This is a genomic window from Candidatus Neomarinimicrobiota bacterium, from assembly GCA_018647265.1.
GTDB lineage: Bacteria > Fidelibacterota > Marinisomatia > Marinisomatales > TCS55 > TCS55.
The window spans coordinates 73,361-91,841 of record JABGTK010000004.1; the positions used below are offsets into that span (position 1 = coordinate 73,361).

Genomic DNA, 18,481 nt, shown 5'->3' on the forward strand with positions numbered 1-18,481 from the left:
TTATGAAAGTTATAGATTTCCTCGAGAAAGCGAACAAAACGCTATTTAGTTATGAAATTATTCCACCCAACCGTGGCGGATCAATTGATAAAATATTTAATCTGGTTGAAGAGCTAATGCCCTTTGATCCACCTTTTATCGATCTCACCAGCCGCTCTGCGGAAGTATATTATGAAGACGCCGGTGACGGAAAAGTCATTCGATTTATCCGCAGAAAACGGCCCGGTACAATCGGTATCAGTGCTGCCATAAAAAATAAATTTAATGTAGAAACAGTCCCTCATATTTTATGTCGCGGATTCACACGGGAAGAAACTGAAGATGCACTCATTGAACTTAATTATCTTGGTATTAAAAATGTCTTGGCAGTCCGTGGCGACGAATTGCGGAAAGATCCACCCAATGCACCGGGAAAGACAAAACATAAATTTGCCGCAGGATTGGTGGAACAAATTAAAGAAATGAATGAGGGTCACTACGTTGAAGAATTGTTGGATGCGGCACCGACGGACTTCTGTATTGGTGTGGGTGCCTATCCTGAAAAGCATTTTGAAGCGCCTAACATGTCCACCGATATAAAATATCTTAAAGCGAAAGTGGATGCGGGAGCCGATTATATCGTTACACAAATGTTTTATAACAATGATGCATTTTTCAAATTTAGAGACGATTGCCACGCCGCCGGGATTGATATTCCCATTATTCCGGGATTGAAAATTTTGAGCACCGAAGCCCATTTGAGGGTAATTCCGAAAAACTTTTATGTAGATATTCCCGAGGAATTATCCAACCAAGTCATAGGCCAATCGAAAGAAGAAATTCGACGTATTGGTATTGATTGGGCCATGAATCAAGTTCAGGAATTGGTGGATGCAAAAGTGCCGTGTGTCCATTTTTACATTATGTCTTCTGCCAATTCAGTAGCGAAAGTTGTCTCTCAATTCAATTAAAATTAAAATGGGTTCGTCACTTACATTTACCCGATTTATCGGGGAACTGAATTCATTAATTTCTAAAAAGAGCCGCCTTTTAGTTGCCGTCTCCGGCGGAATAGATTCTGTAACGCTGCTTCATCTTACTTCAAGACTGAAGCTGGAATATGACATTTATGCTGTCCATATTAACCATGGACTTAGAGATGCATCTGATTCAGAGGAAAATTTTGTGCATAATCTATGTCATAATTTTGATATTGCTTTAACAGTACATCAAGCTAAAAAAGATATTGCCCCAAATGAAAGTATGGAAATGTGGGCCCGACGAATTCGCCAAAAATCTTTTGAATTGGCCCGAAATGAATTTCAATGCGATTTTATTTTGACGGCTCACCACGCCAATGATAATGTGGAAACGATATTAATGCATTTAGATGACGGCTGTGGCATAGAAGGAGTTCGAGGCATTCCACAACAGAATGGATCCATTATACGTCCACTCTTAAAATTCAGTCGTAGGGATATTGAAAAATATGCTCGTCACCACAGACTGAATTATATGGAGGATGAGTCCAATAGCGATACATCCATTAAGCGGAATTTTGTCCGCCATAAAGTAATGAAGCCTTGGGAAAATCAAACAAACGAATTTATAGATAGATTTATCAGTTTATCCCAAAAAGCCACAGATGTAGTTGATCGTATGAATAAAATAATAATTGAAATTTCTGCAAATATTGAGGATCGGAATCATCAAAAAATAATTAATGATGATTTAGTAAAAAAAATAACTACAAACCAAATGGTTCGGCTCATTAAACATATATTGGGTGAAACAGAAATTTCATGGCGACGGCATCAATGGGAGGCATTAAATCAGTGGCTTAAATCACCTAAAATTGGTTCAATACTCAAATTGAGTAAACAATGGACAATTTTGCGGGACCGTGACTGTTTCATTATAAATCATGAAATTCAGAAAAAGATTAATATGGACATTAATAAACAGGGTCAGTTTGGGTCTGATGGATTCAGTTTTTCCTTGAGTAAGATTGATTCACCTTCGATGGACTCCAACCCTTTTCATGAAGTAATTGATGCGGAATATGTAAACGGGAAAAAGTTGGTTCTCCGTTCCTGGAGAAAAGGGGATCGTTTTACTCCAATGGGAATGAATGGACGAAAAAAGGTAAGTGATCTATTGGTGGATAAAAAAGTGAATCGTTTTTCTAAAGAGAATCAATTAGTATTAACAGCGGATGATGAAATTATTTGGGTATGTGGACTGCGCTTGAGTGACAACGCCAAAGTCACACAATCCACTACTGAATTTTTGGAACTTAACATAGAATCTTTTGTAGGATAGCCATGGCAAATAAAAGAGAAAATTTAACCGAATTGATTTCGGAGAAGGAAGTGTTGAAACGGGTGGGAGATATCGCCACCCAAATTTCAAATAGATATGTGGATGAGGCTCCAATCCTTATCGGTATCCTAAATGGTAGTTTTATATTTGCCGCTGACCTCATGCGCGCTATTGATATTGATTGTGAAATTGATTTTATTAAAGTATCTAGTTATGCAGGGACTGCTTCAAAAGGAACGGTACGCCTGCGTAAAGATATATCGGCGGACATTACCGACCGCCATGTAATTATTGTAGAAGACATCATTGATTCAGGATTAACTATTAATTTTATCCGTGACCGAATGCATAATGCGGGCACAAAATCAGTAGCAATTGCGACACTATTGATGAAACCTGATATTGCCAAATTGGATTTTGAAATAGATTGGGTAGGGTTTGAAATTCCGCCTGAATTCGTCGTAGGATACGGGCTGGATTACGACCAGAAATTAAGAAATTTAAGGGGTGTTTACCGCCTGGGGGAAATTGAGAGTGAGTAACGTGAATTCTAAAAAAGAAAATAAACCAAAACAAAACGGATTGAAGGGACAAAAAAAGTCTCCCCAGAATTCGAATAAAAACCAAAAAGAGAACGATCAGTTCCAATGGAAACGTGCCGGAAAAACCAGCTTCGTTTGGGTACTGATAATTATATCTGCTGTCTTTTTATCCAGTATATTCACCGGTCAAGGCGTCGATGAAGTAGAAATTCAATATTCGGAATATCGTACTTTTTTGACCGACGGCCATATCGCCAAAGGCAGGATCGTTGATGACATTTTTCATGGTGAATTATCTGAAACAAAAACTGTTCTGAATGCGGGTGGCATTTCCCAGGAAGTGGTAAAGTTTCGCTTGAAACTCCCATTCATTGATCGGGAAGTCATGACCGAGTGGGACCAATACAAAGTGGATTATACCTTTAGACAAAAATCTATCGATTGGACGGGCTATTTCCTGAATATTCTACCATGGATTGCCATACTGGCATTCTGGATATTCCTAATGCGGCGCATGCAAGGTGGTGGCGGTGGAATGAAAAACATATTTAATTTTGGTAAAAGTAAAGCCAAAATATGGACATCTGATATGTCCAAAGTCACTTTTAATGATGTGGCAGGCTGTGTAGAAGCGAAGGAAGAATTGAAAGAAATCGTGGATTTCCTCAAGAAGCCAAAGCGATACCAGAAGCTGGGCGCAAAAATTCCAAGAGGAGTCTTGTTGGTGGGACCTCCTGGGACCGGTAAAACATTATTGGCACGGGCCATTGCAGGGGAAGCCAATGTGGCATTCTTCAGCTTAAGCGGGGCGGACTTTGTAGAAATGTTCGTTGGTGTTGGGGCATCTCGTGTGAGAGATTTATTTGAACAAGGGAAGAAGAATCAACCTTGTATTATTTTTATCGATGAGTTGGATGCGGTAGGCCGTCAGCGTGGTGCCGGATTAGGCGGCGGTCATGATGAGCGTGAACAAACACTAAATGCACTCTTGGTTGAAATGGATGGTTTTGAACCCAACGAGGATATAATCCTCATGGCAGCCACGAACCGTCCCGACGTTTTAGATTCAGCCTTACTTCGCCCCGGACGGTTTGACAGACAGGTTGTGGTGGATGTGCCGGATCTGATTGGTCGCTTGGGTATCCTGAAAGTGCACACCAAGAAAATTGTCATGAATAAAAAGAAGGTAAACCTGGAAGCTATCGCTAAAGGTACGCCTGGCATGGTGGGTGCAGATCTGGAAAATATTGTTAATGAAGCTGCTCTTTTGGCGGCGCGGAAAAAGAAAAATTCCGTGGATATGTCCGACTTTGAAGAAGCCAAAGATAAAGTAATGATGGGCGTTCAGCGAAAAAGTGTTGTCCTTTCTGAAGAAGAAAAGAAAACAACCGCTTACCACGAAGCGGGTCATACGCTAGTGGCAGGGCGAACGAAAGGTGCTGATCCTGTTCATAAAGTCTCCATTATTCCTCGGGGTCGTGCTTTAGGTGTTACCATGCAGATCCCTATTGATGAAAAGCATGGTTATTCTAGAGGATATATTGAAGGACGTTTGGCCATTTTAATGGGTGGTCGCGCGGCGGAAGAATTAATATTTAACGAACTGACCACCGGCGCCGGTAATGATATTGAACAAGCGACACAAATTGCCCGGAAAATGGTCTGTGAATGGGGTATGAGCGATGTGCTGGGTCCCATGACATTTGGGAAGAAGAATGAAGAAATATTCCTTGGGCGCGAAATACAAAGCCATCGAGACTTTTCTGAAGCAACGGCACGGATGATTGATGAAGAAGTAGTGAGAATTATTCGCAAAGCTCAGGCCACAGCTAACCGTATTTTAAAAGAAAATGTAGAACATCTTCATAATCTTTCTAAAGCATTGCTAGAACATGAAACCATTGATGGTGAAGAAGTGTTGGCAGTGATGGATGGAAAAGAGATCAAGCGCTCACAAAACGGCGCTACGAAGAAACCGAAGAAAAAACGTCCTCGGCGAAAACCGGCACCGGAGAAAAAGAAAAAACCTGAAATCGAGTAAAATCTATTTAGGCATTTTGGTTTGCATCAACTGTGTTGATGCATGGATTGATTTAGTCAATCCACTCTATCATCATCTTTGTATTGAAAATATAATCCAGTCGCCACTGTAGCATATACTAAGATGGCAGCCGAAAATTCTCTTGTTGTATAGTCTTCTATTAGAAGAAAATAAAAGATAAAAACGCCTGCGAGAATAATTTTAACAATTAATATTGTTAATTTTTTCCAGCCCATTTTTTATAGATCACTAGTTGTTCTTCGATTTCTTCGTCTGAAACATCGGTGGCTCTTTTTTGCTGCCATATCCAACCAAGAAATGGGAGGGGTGAGATTAAAAGCGCTAAATACCCGGAATATATGTACCAATTTTCAATCCCAGTGAAAATTGGATGGGATAAAATAATAAAATAATTGAACCGATTCGCCCCTTATTGCGTTCCTTTTTTAAGGCTTTTTTAATGCCTTCTTTGGTTGAATTTTGAAAATCGTCCCAGCCAAGGACTCGGCCGATTTTCTTGTGTTTTAGGAGTGGGTTAAGATTGTTCATTAATAACTCCTAATTAACTTTTATTCATTTTCCCGTTTTAGTATTTCTGTTAGAGACTCAAACGGTTTATCGGAAAAAATGGCTTCTACGGGCAAGTTAAAGTAGCGGCTAAACTTAAAAGCTAGCTTCATACTGGGGTTGTATTCACCTCGTTCAAGGTAGCCGATGGTTTGGAAGTTGACCCCAAGGGCGCCGGCTAATGATTGTCTACTAATCCCTTTTTCCTGGCGTAGCAACCGTATTCTGTTGTAAATCTTTTCTGACATAACTTATAGCAAAAATAATATATAATGTTGTATAAGTACAATATTTAAAATAGATGTATATTTTAATACTAATTCATTCTTTTTCTCGTCAGAATTAATTCAATATGGGCCAAAGTATTACTTTAAATTCAGGACTTGTTTAACCAAAAAACACAATGAATATCACCCGATTTCAATCATGGCTAAAGGCCCCGTCCCATACACTGATTATGGGTATTCTTAATGTTACGCCAGACTCCTTCAGTGATGGGGGCAAATTTGCCGATAGGAAAATCGCTAGGGACCATGCGTTGCAAATGATAGATGAAGGTGCAGATATGATCGACATCGGCGGTGAAAGTAGCCGTCCTGGTGCTGAACCGGTTTCGATGGATGAAGAATTGAATCGAACTATTCCAGTAATTGAAGCGATTCGGCAAAAATCTGATTGTCTCATTTCGATTGATACCTATAAACCAACTGTAGCTAAAGCGGCATTGGACGCGGGGGCTGATATGGTGAATGATATTTCAGGATTCACCTTTGATAATGGCATGGCTCCCTTGGTAGCAAAACGCAATGTTCCTGTTATTTTGATGCATATTAAGGGTATACCTCGGGATATGCAGAAAGACCCGCACTATGACAATCTGATGAGAGAGATACGTCAATTTTTTAAGAATCAAGTGGCAAGTGCCAAGGCAAAAGGTGTTTCGGATGAAATGATCATTTTAGATCCGGGAATTGGATTTGGAAAACGCTTAGAAGATAATTTTGAAATCATCCGTGAATTGAGGCAAATTTGCGCTATGGGATATCCTGTTTTATTAGGTCCGTCGCGTAAATCTTTTATCGGCACTGTTCTTGACCTCCCGGTTGAAGAACGGCTGGAGGGCACTTTGGCATCCATCACTGCCGGAATAATTAATGGGGCAAAGATGGTCCGCGTTCATGATGTAAAAGAAACACGCCGCGCCGTCACCATTACAGAAAAAATTATGGGGATGATTTAAATGGTACTCTTCCAAATCGGTTTTCTCACCGTCACTTTAATTGATGTAATCGACCTCTTATTGGTGAGTTGGCTCTTCTACAAAGTCTATATATATTTCAAAGGCACCCGCGCCGGGCAGATGTTGGCAGGATTAATTATCCTTATGGTAGCCTCATTCTTATTTAATGCATTTGGAATGAGCGCCTCCAGTTGGCTGGTGAACCAATTCCAAACGGTATGGGTGGTGGCTTTTGTGATTTTATTCCAACCTGAACTTCGCCGATTGCTAATATATGTAGGTCAAACCAGATTTTTCCAGAAGATATTTCGTGTGGGCACATCCAGATCCATCGTCTCTATCGTGGAAGCGGCCTCCCAATTGAAAGAACGGCACTGGGGCGGATTGATTGTCATCCAGCGAGAAACTGGTTTAAGGACATATAAAGAACAGGGGACACAGCTCAAAGCAGAAGTGACGGCACCATTATTGGTATCAATCTTTAATCCCTCTTCACCATTGCATGATGGCGCCGTGATTATTCAAAATGAGATTATTGATGCGGCTGCTTGTATTTTACCTTTAACAGAAAGTACAATGATTGATCCAGAAATGGGTACACGCCATCGCGCCGCATTGGGAATTTCAGAAGAAACGGATGCGATTGTGGTATTGATTTCGGAAGAACGCGCAAGAATATCTGTGGCTGAGAATGGCCGTTTTGCTCACATAGATATGGACGATTTGGCACTGAGAAAATATTTAAACGACAGAATGTTCATCGCTTCTGGGGATTAACATCAACTTTTCATTCTGAACCTAAACAAAGTGAAAGAAAAAATCTCAAGCATATGAATGCCTTTAAACGAATTTATGAGATTGTTCCTGCCCGATTGGCAGGCGGACACTGTGTCCAGAATGACAACTATTTATAATGACTGTTTTAACATACACAATTCTTAGCGTACTTATGGTAAGCCTCGTCTCTCTAGTGGGACTTGTAACTCTATCTATATCCCGAAAACTATTGGATCGAATTATGACCTATTTGGTCAGTTTTGCCACGGGGAGCCTTTTCGGCGGTGCGCTGATTCATTTACTGCCAGAAGCTTTTGCCTCTGCGTCAAATCCCCTTCATGTTTCACTGTGGACAATCGGTGGGCTCGCTACCTTTTTCGTTATGGAAAAGTTTTTCCGCTGGCGTCATTGTCACCATCCTACCACAAATGAACATGTTCATCCAATTGTCCCGATGAATATTTTTGGCGATGCCATGCATAATTTTATTGATGGTGTACTTATTGCAATTAGCTATTCCGCCAGCATTCCTTTGGGAGTAGCCACAACTGTGGCAGTACTTTTTCATGAAATTCCACAGGAAATCAGTGATTATTCAATCTTGATTAATGGGGGATTATCAGTAAAGAAAGCATTGATGGTTAACCTTATGAGCGCATCTTTGGCAATGGTGGGTGCGTTATTCGCCCTCCAAATGGGAAAGAGCATTACTGGATTTACCGATGCGTTGGTACCCATTACCGCCGGTGGATTTCTCTATATCGCCGGTTCTGATCTTATCCCAGAGCTTCATCATAATACGGATGCGAAAAAGTCATTCATCCAATTGTTGATGCTCGTTGCTGGTGTGGCAGTCATGACCTTTTTGGCTGTGAAATTCTAAATATTTTCGTCTGAAGCCATTATAATGAAAGTGTAATTTTATCCATGGAATTGTTCGATTTAAAAGATCAATACGCTGCCGCGAAGAAAAAATGCTCAGAATTGCGGAGGTACCTTTGACCTGTCCACAAAAGGGTCTGATTTAGAAAAATTGCGTCAAGCGTCCGCCGTACCTGATTTCTGGAATGATAACGCGGCGGCTTCAGCACTCCTGAAAAAAATATCCCTTTTGGAAAAAGAGATCACACTGTGGCAAGAATTAGATACGGCACAAGGCGATGTAGAGGTACTTTTAGAATTTGCAGATGCGGGTGAATCATCCTTAGAAGAAGTGCATACTGAATTACAAAAATTCGTTACGACCATCGAAGATCTAGAACTGAAGATGATCCTCGGCGATCCAGAAGATACGCAAGATGCCATCATAACGATTCATCCCGGGGCAGGGGGAACAGAAAGCCAAGATTGGGCGGAGATGCTTTATCGTATGTATAACCGCTGGATCGAGCGTAAGGGGTTTAAAAAAGAGATTATGGATTATCAGCCCGGCGATGAAGCTGGGATCAAAGATATTACTATAGAGATCAAGGGCGATTACGCTTATGGGTTATTGAAAGCAGAAGCGGGTGTCCACCGTTTGGTGCGGATATCACCATTTGATTCCAACAGCCGGCGCCATACATCTTTTGTATCCGTATTTGTCTATCCTTCTACAGAGGATGAAATTGAAATTGAAATTGATCAAGGCGATCTAAGAATTGATACTTATCGTGCCAGCGGGGCCGGAGGCCAACACGTAAATAAAACTGACTCGGCCATCCGAATTACCCATATTCCATCAGGAATTGTTGTCCAGTGCCAAAACGAACGAAGCCAGCATAAGAACAAAGCATCGGCGATGAAAGTTCTTAAAGCGCGGCTTTACCAAGCGGAAGTGGAAAAAGAAAAAGAAGCCATGAAGGACTTAGAAAATACAAAAATGGATATCGCCTGGGGTAGCCAGATTCGGTCCTATGTTTTCCATCCTTATAATATGGTGAAGGACCATCGCACTAAAGAAGAGACTGGGAATGTTTCGGCGGTGATGGATGGGGATATTGATAAATTTATTCGTGCCTTTTTGATGAATCAACTGGGCGAACGGAAAGAAATTCCAGAAGAAGTCTAAGTCATTATTCGTTTATTTTCTTTATAAGGTGGGGAGAAGAATGGCCGAATTCAAAACATACAAACATAATCCGCCCCATTTATTTAAGTCTAATGCAAAATATTTTATAACTGCTTCTACTTTTGAAGGGGAGCCATTTTTAAGGTTATCAACGGCAAAAGAAATACTGTATTCTTCTCTGCAAATCGAGTTTACTAAATACCATTGGGAGATTGAAGATTGGGTGATTTTGGATAATCACTACCATTTAATGGTGAATGCTCCCGAAGACTCAACCACACTACTAACTATTTTTAAAGAAGCACATCGTTTTACGGCCTTGTGGATTAAAAAGAATCTAAATATTCTATTAAATAATTTAGAATCCAATAATTTTAATATCGATACTTTGGAGTCTAATATTTTGGAGTTCGATACTTTGGAGTCCATCAACAGTGTTGATGGAGAATTAACATGGTTAAACTTGAAAAACGAATTAACACGGTTAATTCAGTCCAAAAAAGTTTTTTATAATTATTGGGATACCTGTATCACTTATGAGAATTCATATTTTACCCGATTAAATTATATTTGGTATAATCCCGTTAAACATGGGTACGTGGATTCGCCGGAGAAATGGGTGATCACAGAGATTATACAAAACCCAAAATATTCAGACCTGTTATTATTCGAGATATAAAGAAATTTACGCAGATATTATAAAAGCAAATATGCGTACAGCCGGTATGTCTAGACACCGATATTTTGAATTGTTAGAAATTTGTAAATAGCTTCCAACTAAAGCCACCTTTGCGGAAGGTGCCATTTTAATTACAACGAATAGCGATTTATCAGAACGATAGATTTAAGGCGTATCTAGAGCTTTCCAATAGTCATGCAATATCTGCCCTTCTATAGGTGAATCACTGGTATTTTCCTCATCAAAAACTTTTGCCTAATTCATAAAAAAGACCTAAATTACGACCATAATATAGACCGGTATTTAAACCTAAAAATAAGGTGATTGAAATGAAAAATGTTTTGGCAAACTGTTCTGCAAGCATATCAGAATTAAAAAATAACCCTAGTGCGCTTATTGACCAGTCCGATGGAGAACCTATTGCGATCCTCAATCATAATAAACCAACAGCTTACCTAATTCCTGCAAAAACATATGAAGATTTGTTAGAAGGGATTGAAGATTATCAACTGGGAATCATTGTGAAAGAAAGGCAAAATGAAAAAATATTAGCTGTAGAAGTTGATATTGATGAATTATAAACTGAAATTTCTTCCAACGGCACTTAAAGAGTGGAAAAAACTGGATAATTCCATTCAGTCCCAATTAAAAAAGAAATTAAAAGAACGGCTTGAAAATCCACATGTGAAATCCAGTCAGCTCAGGGGATTTAAAAACCATTATAAAATAAAACTTAGATCGCGGGGTTATCGTCTTGTTTATGAAGTAATAGATAATGAATTATACATTCTGGTCATCGCCATCGGGAAACGGAGCAAGGACTCAGTTTACAAAATTGTTGAAAAAAGAAGTCGAAAAGGATGAAGGTATAATTCATTGATTACTTGAGCATCAACACGGTTGATGGAATCCAAAATTAATATGCCGACGACATTAAAGAATTTTTAATTGCTATTAAATTATTGTTTCCTGTTCAATCGAATTAAAATTGTTCTGTAATTTCAACGTTAGATTATTAATACTTTAAGAAACAAACAGCCCATAGAAATTAGATAAATGAATAAAAATCAACCCAACCAAGAATCAAATAAAAGTCTAAATCAAATCATTGATTTTCGGAAAGAAAAATTAACCAAACTGCGAGAAGCGGGTGTAGAGCCTTATCCCCAGAAATATGAACCCACCCATTTCAGCGCTGATATTCTCGGCGATTTTGATAACCTTGAAAAACAGGATGTGGATATTGCTGGACGTATTATGTCCATGCGGAAAATGGGAAAAGCTTCATTTTTCCATATTCAAGATTTGAAAGGAAAGATTCAGATCTTTATTCGACGAGATGATGTGGGTGAAGATAATTATGCCCATTTTAAACTATTGGATATGGGTGACTTTGTCGGCGTAAAAGGATACGTATTCAAAACCAAAATGGGTGAAACATCTATCCATGCCAGTGAATTGACTGTCCTCTGTAAGTCCATTCGACCATTGCCGGTGGTGAAAGAAAAAGATGGGGAAACTTTCGATGCCTTTGCGGATAAAGAACAGCGTTATCGTAATCGCCATCTGGATTTAATCGTTAATCCAGAAGTGAAAGATACTTTTGTGAAGCGCGCCAATATTATTAAAGGTCTTCGAAATCACTTGGACAATATGGGTTTTCTGGAAGTTGAAACGCCTGTTCTTCAACCCCTATATGGCGGCGCAAACGCACGGCCTTTTACTACCCATCACAATGCACTGGATCAGCAGCTTTATTTACGGATTGCCGATGAACTTTATTTAAAACGCCTAATCATTGGCGGTATCGATAGGGTCTATGAAATAGCTAAAGATTTCCGTAACGAAGGAATGGACCGTAATCACAATCCCGAATTCACTATGCTGGAATTTTATTGGGCCTATGCCGATTTTGAAGACAATATGAATTTAGTAGAAGATATGATTCGTGCCGTTGCCACAAGCATAGACGCCATTGAACTACAATGGGGTGATATGACTATTGACTTGTCCAAGCCATTCGAGAGACGACCAATTTTAGATTTATTGAAAGAAGCCACTGGAGAAGATCTTACAGAAGCATCGGTGGATAAAATGAAGGAAGTGTGTAAAACGCATCATGTAGATTTTGAGGATAATGCCAATTATGGTCAAATGCTTGATGGACTCATGAGTGAATTGGTTGAGCCAAAATTGATTCAGCCGACGTTCATCACGGATTACCCAAAAGCTATTTCTCCATTAGCCAAAAAACATCGCAATGGAAATCCCCATTTGGTTGAAAGGTTTGAGCTATTTATCGGCGGCGCAGAATTCGCTAATGCTTTTACTGAATTGAATGATCCCATCGATCAGCGGGAGCGCTTTGAATCTCAAGCGCGATTGGCGGAAGGTGGAGATGATGAGGCCCATCCAGTGGACGAGAACTTTCTCCAAGCTGTTGAATGTGGTATGCCACCAACCGGCGGCGTAGGAATTGGTGTGGATAGGCTTGTTATGTTATTGACAGAAAATATCAACATTAAGGATGTTATTCTGTTCCCCGCCATGCGCACGGAAGAATAATTTATATACGGTGAATTTCCCTTTTTACTTATCGACCCGTTATTTGCGTTCGACCCAAAAAGGGAGTTTCACTCGCATCGCTGGCGTTTTATCCGTTGCCGGTTTGGCTGTCGGTATTGCCGCCCTACTTATAACATTGTTTATTCTTAATGGCTTCGAAAGAGTTATCTCCCAGAAGATTGCCGATTTTGATGGGCACATCCGTATTCGCCATTTTTTAAATAATCCCATTAATCCTAAGATCGCCGGCATGGATAGTGTCATTTCTAATTTCAATGGCGATGTAATTCAATCCGGATTTATTCAAGGACCCGCCCTTCTTAGAAAAGGTAAATTGGCCGAAGGTGTAATCGTAGAAGGCATTGAACCAGCAGGAGCTGATTTCCTTAGTAATATGCTGGTTTCGGGAAGTGTTTCTCTGGGTAAAAACGATATTATTATCGGAAAAAAATTGGCAGATCAATTGGGATTATCCATTGGAAATAAAGTGGTGCTTTTTGATATTGCCACTTTGCGTGGTTCAAAGAAACGACTGAAGCAATTCACCGTTAGTGGGCTCTTTCACTCAGGAATGACTGAATACGACAAATCACTCATTTTTATGAATCTTGAATTAGCCAAGGGATTATTCAACTTAGAGGGTAAGGTAACCGGATATATTTTAAGGCTAAAAGATCAAAAACAGGTTTCGCTTCTTACTGAAACTCTCGAAAGCAATTTGGCCTATCCATATATGGTAATGACCTGGAAAGAGAAGAACCGCGCCCTCTTTAAATGGATGGATGTTCAGCGCTGGCCAATCATATTTATATTTGGACTCATTGCCTTAGTGGGTGTAGTGAATATTATATCTGCGTTGGCCATGATCATTATTGATAAAACACGCCAGATTGGGATACTGAAATCTTTGGGAATAACCCAAGGGAAATTAAAACAGGTATTCCTTGCCAATGGGCTGATCATTGGCGTTGCCGGCACAACTGGTGGATCTTTGTTAGCTTTAGTTGTGGCTTGGCTGCAAAATAATTTTAAATTAATCACCGTGCCGGAGGATGTCTATTTCATGGATTTCATTCCCATGGATATAAATTTTTCTAACATGTTGTCCGTGATGATTGTTGCAACAATTCTCTCTATTTTAGCTGCACTTTGGCCTACGGCAAGAGCGGGACAAATCGAGCCGGCAGAAGCATTGAAATACGAATGAATTTCCCCTTTGCCATTGCACGTCGTTTTATGTTGGGAGGAAAGGGTGCCGGACCCAGTCGTCTGACTGGATGGATCGCCATTATCGGCCTTACCGTAGGGTGCATGGCTATGATTCTTTCTGTCTCAATCCTTAACGGATTTGAATCTAGAGTGATAAATCGCATCATTGGTTTTGAAGGTGACATTCGCGTGAGTGCACTTACAGATTGGGCAAATGATGTAAATACGATTCAATCCATAGATGGGGTGAAAACAGTGATGCCATTTCAGGAACGAAAAGGATTGATTCTAGGGCGGGACGATGCCCAAAGGATGGTGCTCTTGAAAGCAGTAAATCCAGAATTGATTACATCATTTTATGAATTAAATATGATAACAGCAAAAGAAACGGACTTGCCGCAAGTATTTTTAGGCGAAATGACGGCGCGTAGACTAAACCTATCTATCGGAGATGGCTTACGAATTATGAGTCCCATCGACCAAGGGTCTGCATGGGGATTGCCTCGTCAAATCCAATGTGTGGTAGGCGGTGTATTCAGCGTCCAAGTTTTGGATTTGGATGATAAGATCGCATTTATTCCGGCTGAATTTGGGCGAAAATTATTTATTCGCAAAAATGGTCCCGATGGTTTAGATATTCGACTCAATGAAAATGATAATGCGGAAAAGGTTGCCGAATCAATCCGCCAACAATTCCCAAATGCAAAAGTAGAAACTTGGGGTGACCTTCACCGAGAATTATTTGGTGCCATGAAATTTGAACGAATCGGTGCTTTGGCTGTTCTCAGCTTAATCATCCTCGTGGCTTGTTTTAATTTGGTTACAACTCTGGTGCTGGTCACAGCTCAGAAAGTGCGGGAATTCGGTATTTTACAAGTTATGGGTACAACACAAGAATCGGTTCGATCCATTGTAATGCACCAAGGTGGCATGATTGGCGGTATGGGCATTGTAGCCGGAATTGGAATTGGGTTGTTGATGATAATGGTGCAAAATGTTTTTGGCATCGTTACACTGCCAGAGGACATTTATTTCACACCCACACTTCCCATGATTATTTTGACAAAAGATGTAATTACTATCTTGTCTATTTCAGTAGGAATGGTCATTTTATCCGCCTTCATTGCCGCCCGAAGGGCTTTGATGATTTCACCCATAGAAGCAGTCTATTTAGAAAAATGATTTTAAAAGCAGAAAATTTATCAAAATCCTTTCGTAATGGCGAAAAAACTTTGTCCGTTTTTCATGATATTTCCATGGAAATTGAGGTAGGTGATCTCATTACAATCATGGGTCCCAGCGGTTCGGGGAAATCAACATTGTTGAATATTTTAGGAACATTGGATAAACCCGATACTGGCTCTGTCCTAATGGATGGTGAGGATGTGGAAACGTTATCTCAAAATAAAATTGCCAAAATTCGGAATTCATACTTGGGATTTGTATTCCAATTTCACCACTTGTTGCCGGAATTCACTGCTTTAGAGAATGTGCTTATTCCCAATCAAATTGCGGGGAAAGATGGCAATACTGACAAAGGTAAAGAATTGTTGGCATATATTGGTCTTAGTGAAAGGATGGATCATTTTCCATCCCAACTATCGGGTGGAGAGCGTCTTCGTGTCGCTGTAATACGCGCCCTTATGAATGAGCCCAAACTAGTTTTGGCAGATGAACCTACCGGAAATCTCGATTTAGGGAATGCAAACAGATTGGTGGACCTATTTAAAAAGATCAATTATGATTTCAACCAAGCATTTGTAATCACAACCCATAATCCTGAAGTGGCAGCCATCGGAAATAAAAGATTTTATTTAGAGGGTGGAACACTTTCTTTTTCAGATAGTATTTGAATCTGAACTTTCCTTGTTTAATTTCACGGTAGTATGAAAGAAAATTTTTCCAAGCGCGTTCAAAATATTATGAAATATGCCAAAGAGGAAGCAATCCGTCTTGGGCATAGCTATGTCGGTTCAGAGCACTTACTCCTGGGCCTCCTGCGGGAGGATTCGGGACTCGGTGCCAAAATTTTTGATATTTATGACTGCGATATCGAAGATATCCGCGCAATGGTAGAGGACATGATCAAAACTTCCGGTGGCACAATGACCTTAGGCCATTTACCACTTACACGCCGGGCTGAACGTATCCTGAGAAATGCATTTAATGAGGCATCATCCGTTGGCGCCACAATTGCCGATGATGAGCACCTTTTGCTGGCCATGCTTAAAGAAACTGAGGGAATTGCTTATGAAGTTCTCAATGCCCACAATTTAGGTTATGATAGTGTTGTAGATTTAATTCAAGATGATAAACAGGCTCCTGAATCAAATGTACCTGCGAAAAGGAAAGAAAAAACAATTAAATCTAAAACGCCTGCCCTAGATCATTTTTCTAGGGACATTACTCGATTGGCGCGGCAGGGAAAACTTGACCCTGTCATTGGCCGAAGAGATGAAATTGAACGGGTGGCCCAGATTTTATCCCGGCGGAAAAAGAATAATCCTGTCTTAATTGGTGAACCGGGTGTTGGCAAAACAGCCATCATTGAAGGACTTGCCCAAAAAATTATAAATAAGGACGTCCCCCGTCTACTACACAATAAACGCATTTTATCTTTGGACTTGGCGGGACTTGTGGCTGGGACAAAATATCGTGGGCAGTTTGAAGAACGAATGAAAACAATCATGGTTGAGTTAGAGAAAACTGATAATTTGATATTATTCATTGATGAACTCCATACACTTGTGGGTGCCGGCGGTGCTTCAGGTTCATTGGATGCCTCCAATATGTTTAAACCAGCTTTAGCCCGAGGTGATATTCATTGTATTGGTGCGACAACCTTAGATGAATTCCGAAAATATATAGAAAAAGACGGCGCCTTAGAACGGCGTTTCCAAAAGATTACAGTGGCACCACCGTCAGAAGACGAATCCATTGCAATCCTAAAGGGACTTCAACTTAGTTATGAAAAACATCATAACGTGATTTATGATGACGATGCGATTGAAGCTTGTGTGCATTTGTCCCACCGTTATATCACCGATAAATATTTACCGGACAAAGCTATTGATATCATGGATGAGGCTGGTTCCCGATCTCATATGTTGAATATGAAAGTACCCCAAGAAGTCATTGATCTTGAATTGGAAATCGAAAAAGTTCGATCAGAAAAAGATTCAGTCGTGGTTGCGCAGAAATTTGAAGATGCCGCTAACCTTCGAGATACAGAACAAAAATTGATACGGAAGTTGAAAAATCTCCAGAAAGATTGGCAATTGGATGAAGCTTCCCATCCAATCCGCGTGACGGAAGATAGTATTGCCGATGTTGTTTCTATGATTACGCGAATTCCTGTAAGGAAAGTAGCTGAATCTGAAGGTCAAAAATTGCTGAAGATGAAGGATGAAATGTCCGAGAACATTGTTGGACAGGAACGGGCCATTAATGGATTAAGCCGAGCCATTCAACGGTCAAGAGCTGGATTGAAAAGTCCGAACCGTCCCATTGGTGTATTTTTATTTTTAGGTCCAACCGGCGTTGGAAAGACTGAAACAGCCAAAGTGTTGGCCAATTATCTTTTTAGTCATGGTGAGTCACTCATTAAATTAGATATGAGTGAATATGGAGAACGCTTTTCCGTTTCACGGCTTATCGGTGCACCACCGGGGTACGTGGGTTATGAAGAGGGGGGCGAATTAACGGAAAAAGTACGACGCAATCCTTATTCTGTAATTTTGTTTGATGAAATTGAAAAAGCACATCCTGATGTATTCAATGTGTTATTGCAATTATTTGATGAAGGTGTATTGACTGATGGATTGGGGCGGAAGGTCGACTTCCGAAATACGATTATAATTTTGACTTCTAATATTGGTACGAAAGAAATTCAAGGTGGCGGATCATTTGGTTTTGCAGAAGACTCAGAAGAGGCCAATTATGAAGCTATGCGAGACTGTATTTTGGACCGTGTTAAAGGCACCTTTAATCCTGAATTTTTAAATCGCCTTGATGAAACTATTGTTTATCACCCATTGACTAAAAAGAATGTATTGCAAATCATAGATTTGCAATTGATGGACCTTCATGAAAACTTGGATAAAATTGGATTAACGTTGTCTGTATCAAAAAAGGCAAAAATGTTAATAGTCGATAGAGGATTTAACGCTGAATATGGAGTTCGATTCCTACGGAGGGAAATACAAAGTTCCCTGGAAGACCCATTATCTGAATTATTGTTGGGAAAGGCTTTCAGCGGTTCAAAAGGCATCAAAGTTGACGCAAAGCAAAAAGAGTTAGAATTTTTACCTGTTAAGCCAAAATCCAGAAAAAAAGCACCAACTCAAAAAAAATCCAAAGAAGGAAAAAAACCAGCCAATTCCCTCGACTCTTAGACCTGGTTTCACCCCACGTCTGACATATGTAGTGACAATATAGCATAAGTCTGCCATATCGGTTGACTAATCTCCTTGGCACAGTAATTGACTTTAAGTGGACAGAATTTATTTTT

At 40.0% G+C, this 18,481-nt stretch carries 19 protein-coding genes; 16 read left to right on the forward strand and 3 right to left on the reverse strand.

Annotated elements, in window-relative coordinates; genetic code table 11:
- Positions 1-2 precede the first annotated feature (2 nt).
- The 4 genes from HN459_00470 (at position 3) to HN459_00485 (ending at position 4,884) form a co-directional block, all read left to right on the forward strand.
- Positions 3-950, forward strand: a complete 948-nt coding sequence (locus HN459_00470) for a methylenetetrahydrofolate reductase [NAD(P)H] (GenBank protein ID MBT3477915.1) — start codon at positions 3-5, stop codon at positions 948-950.
- Between the two features lie 7 nt (positions 951-957).
- Complete coding sequence (gene tilS, locus HN459_00475; GenBank protein MBT3477916.1) at positions 958-2,301, forward strand: tRNA lysidine(34) synthetase TilS; 1,344 nt, start codon at positions 958-960, stop codon at positions 2,299-2,301.
- Positions 2,302-2,303: 2 nt separating this feature from the next.
- Positions 2,304-2,843 (forward strand): hypoxanthine phosphoribosyltransferase, encoded by a 540-nt coding sequence (hpt, locus tag HN459_00480; GenBank protein ID MBT3477917.1) that lies wholly within the window; start codon positions 2,304-2,306, stop codon positions 2,841-2,843.
- Positions 2,844-3,228: 385 nt separating this feature from the next.
- Complete coding sequence (locus tag HN459_00485) at positions 3,229-4,884, forward strand: ATP-dependent zinc metalloprotease FtsH (GenBank protein ID MBT3477918.1); 1,656 nt, start codon at positions 3,229-3,231, stop codon at positions 4,882-4,884.
- A 56-nt stretch (positions 4,885-4,940) separates the two neighbouring features.
- On the opposite strand, the gene HN459_00490 is transcribed toward HN459_00485, so the two are convergent.
- The 3 genes from HN459_00490 to HN459_00500 all read right to left on the reverse strand — a co-directional run bounded on the left by HN459_00490 (position 4,941) and on the right by HN459_00500 (position 5,699).
- A complete protein-coding gene (locus tag HN459_00490; GenBank protein MBT3477919.1) occupies positions 4,941-5,120 on the reverse strand; it encodes a hypothetical protein in 180 nt (59 codons plus the stop codon).
- Positions 5,121-5,226: 106 nt separating this feature from the next.
- Positions 5,227-5,433, reverse strand: a complete 207-nt coding sequence (locus HN459_00495) for a hypothetical protein (GenBank protein MBT3477920.1) — start codon at positions 5,431-5,433, stop codon at positions 5,227-5,229.
- Positions 5,434-5,453: 20 nt separating this feature from the next.
- The gene (locus tag HN459_00500) at positions 5,454-5,699 is read right to left on the reverse strand and encodes a helix-turn-helix transcriptional regulator (protein MBT3477921.1); all 246 of its coding nucleotides are present in this window, start codon (positions 5,697-5,699) and stop codon (positions 5,454-5,456) included.
- 155 nt (positions 5,700-5,854) lie between these two features.
- Between HN459_00500 and folP the strand changes: the two genes are divergently transcribed.
- From folP to HN459_00560, 12 genes are all read left to right on the forward strand, one after another.
- Positions 5,855-6,691 carry a dihydropteroate synthase gene (gene folP / locus HN459_00505; GenBank protein ID MBT3477922.1) on the forward strand — a complete coding sequence of 279 codons (837 nt, stop codon included), beginning with the start codon at positions 5,855-5,857 and terminating at the stop codon, positions 6,689-6,691.
- A complete protein-coding gene (locus HN459_00510) occupies positions 6,692-7,468 on the forward strand; it encodes a TIGR00159 family protein (protein ID MBT3477923.1) in 777 nt (258 codons plus the stop codon).
- 136 nt (positions 7,469-7,604) lie between these two features.
- On the forward strand, positions 7,605-8,351 hold the full coding sequence (locus HN459_00515) for a ZIP family metal transporter (GenBank protein ID MBT3477924.1): 747 nt from the start codon (positions 7,605-7,607) through the stop codon (positions 8,349-8,351).
- 66 nt (positions 8,352-8,417) lie between these two features.
- Positions 8,418-9,518, forward strand: a complete 1,101-nt coding sequence (locus tag HN459_00520; protein MBT3477925.1) for a peptide chain release factor 2 — start codon at positions 8,418-8,420, stop codon at positions 9,516-9,518.
- A gap of 40 nt (positions 9,519-9,558) precedes the next feature.
- A complete protein-coding gene (locus tag HN459_00525) occupies positions 9,559-10,197 on the forward strand; it encodes a hypothetical protein (GenBank protein ID MBT3477926.1) in 639 nt (212 codons plus the stop codon).
- A gap of 329 nt (positions 10,198-10,526) precedes the next feature.
- On the forward strand, positions 10,527-10,778 hold the full coding sequence (locus HN459_00530) for a type II toxin-antitoxin system Phd/YefM family antitoxin (GenBank protein MBT3477927.1): 252 nt from the start codon (positions 10,527-10,529) through the stop codon (positions 10,776-10,778).
- On the forward strand, positions 10,768-11,061 hold the full coding sequence (locus HN459_00535; protein MBT3477928.1) for a type II toxin-antitoxin system RelE/ParE family toxin: 294 nt from the start codon (positions 10,768-10,770) through the stop codon (positions 11,059-11,061). Before HN459_00530 ends, HN459_00535 begins: the two co-directional genes overlap by 11 nt.
- A gap of 192 nt (positions 11,062-11,253) precedes the next feature.
- Complete coding sequence (lysS, locus tag HN459_00540) at positions 11,254-12,762, forward strand: lysine--tRNA ligase (protein MBT3477929.1); 1,509 nt, start codon at positions 11,254-11,256, stop codon at positions 12,760-12,762.
- A gap of 10 nt (positions 12,763-12,772) precedes the next feature.
- Positions 12,773-13,969, forward strand: coding sequence for an ABC transporter permease (locus tag HN459_00545; GenBank protein ID MBT3477930.1), 1,197 nt, complete (start codon positions 12,773-12,775; stop codon positions 13,967-13,969).
- Complete coding sequence (locus HN459_00550; protein ID MBT3477931.1) at positions 13,966-15,153, forward strand: FtsX-like permease family protein; 1,188 nt, start codon at positions 13,966-13,968, stop codon at positions 15,151-15,153. Before HN459_00545 ends, HN459_00550 begins: the two co-directional genes overlap by 4 nt.
- Positions 15,153-15,824 (forward strand): ABC transporter ATP-binding protein, encoded by a 672-nt coding sequence (locus HN459_00555; protein MBT3477932.1) that lies wholly within the window; start codon positions 15,153-15,155, stop codon positions 15,822-15,824. The genes HN459_00550 and HN459_00555 overlap by 1 nt, the downstream gene beginning before the upstream one ends.
- Before the next feature lie 33 nt (positions 15,825-15,857).
- A complete protein-coding gene (locus HN459_00560; GenBank protein ID MBT3477933.1) occupies positions 15,858-18,365 on the forward strand; it encodes an ATP-dependent Clp protease ATP-binding subunit in 2,508 nt (835 codons plus the stop codon).
- The last annotated feature ends 116 nt before the right edge of the window (positions 18,366-18,481 follow it).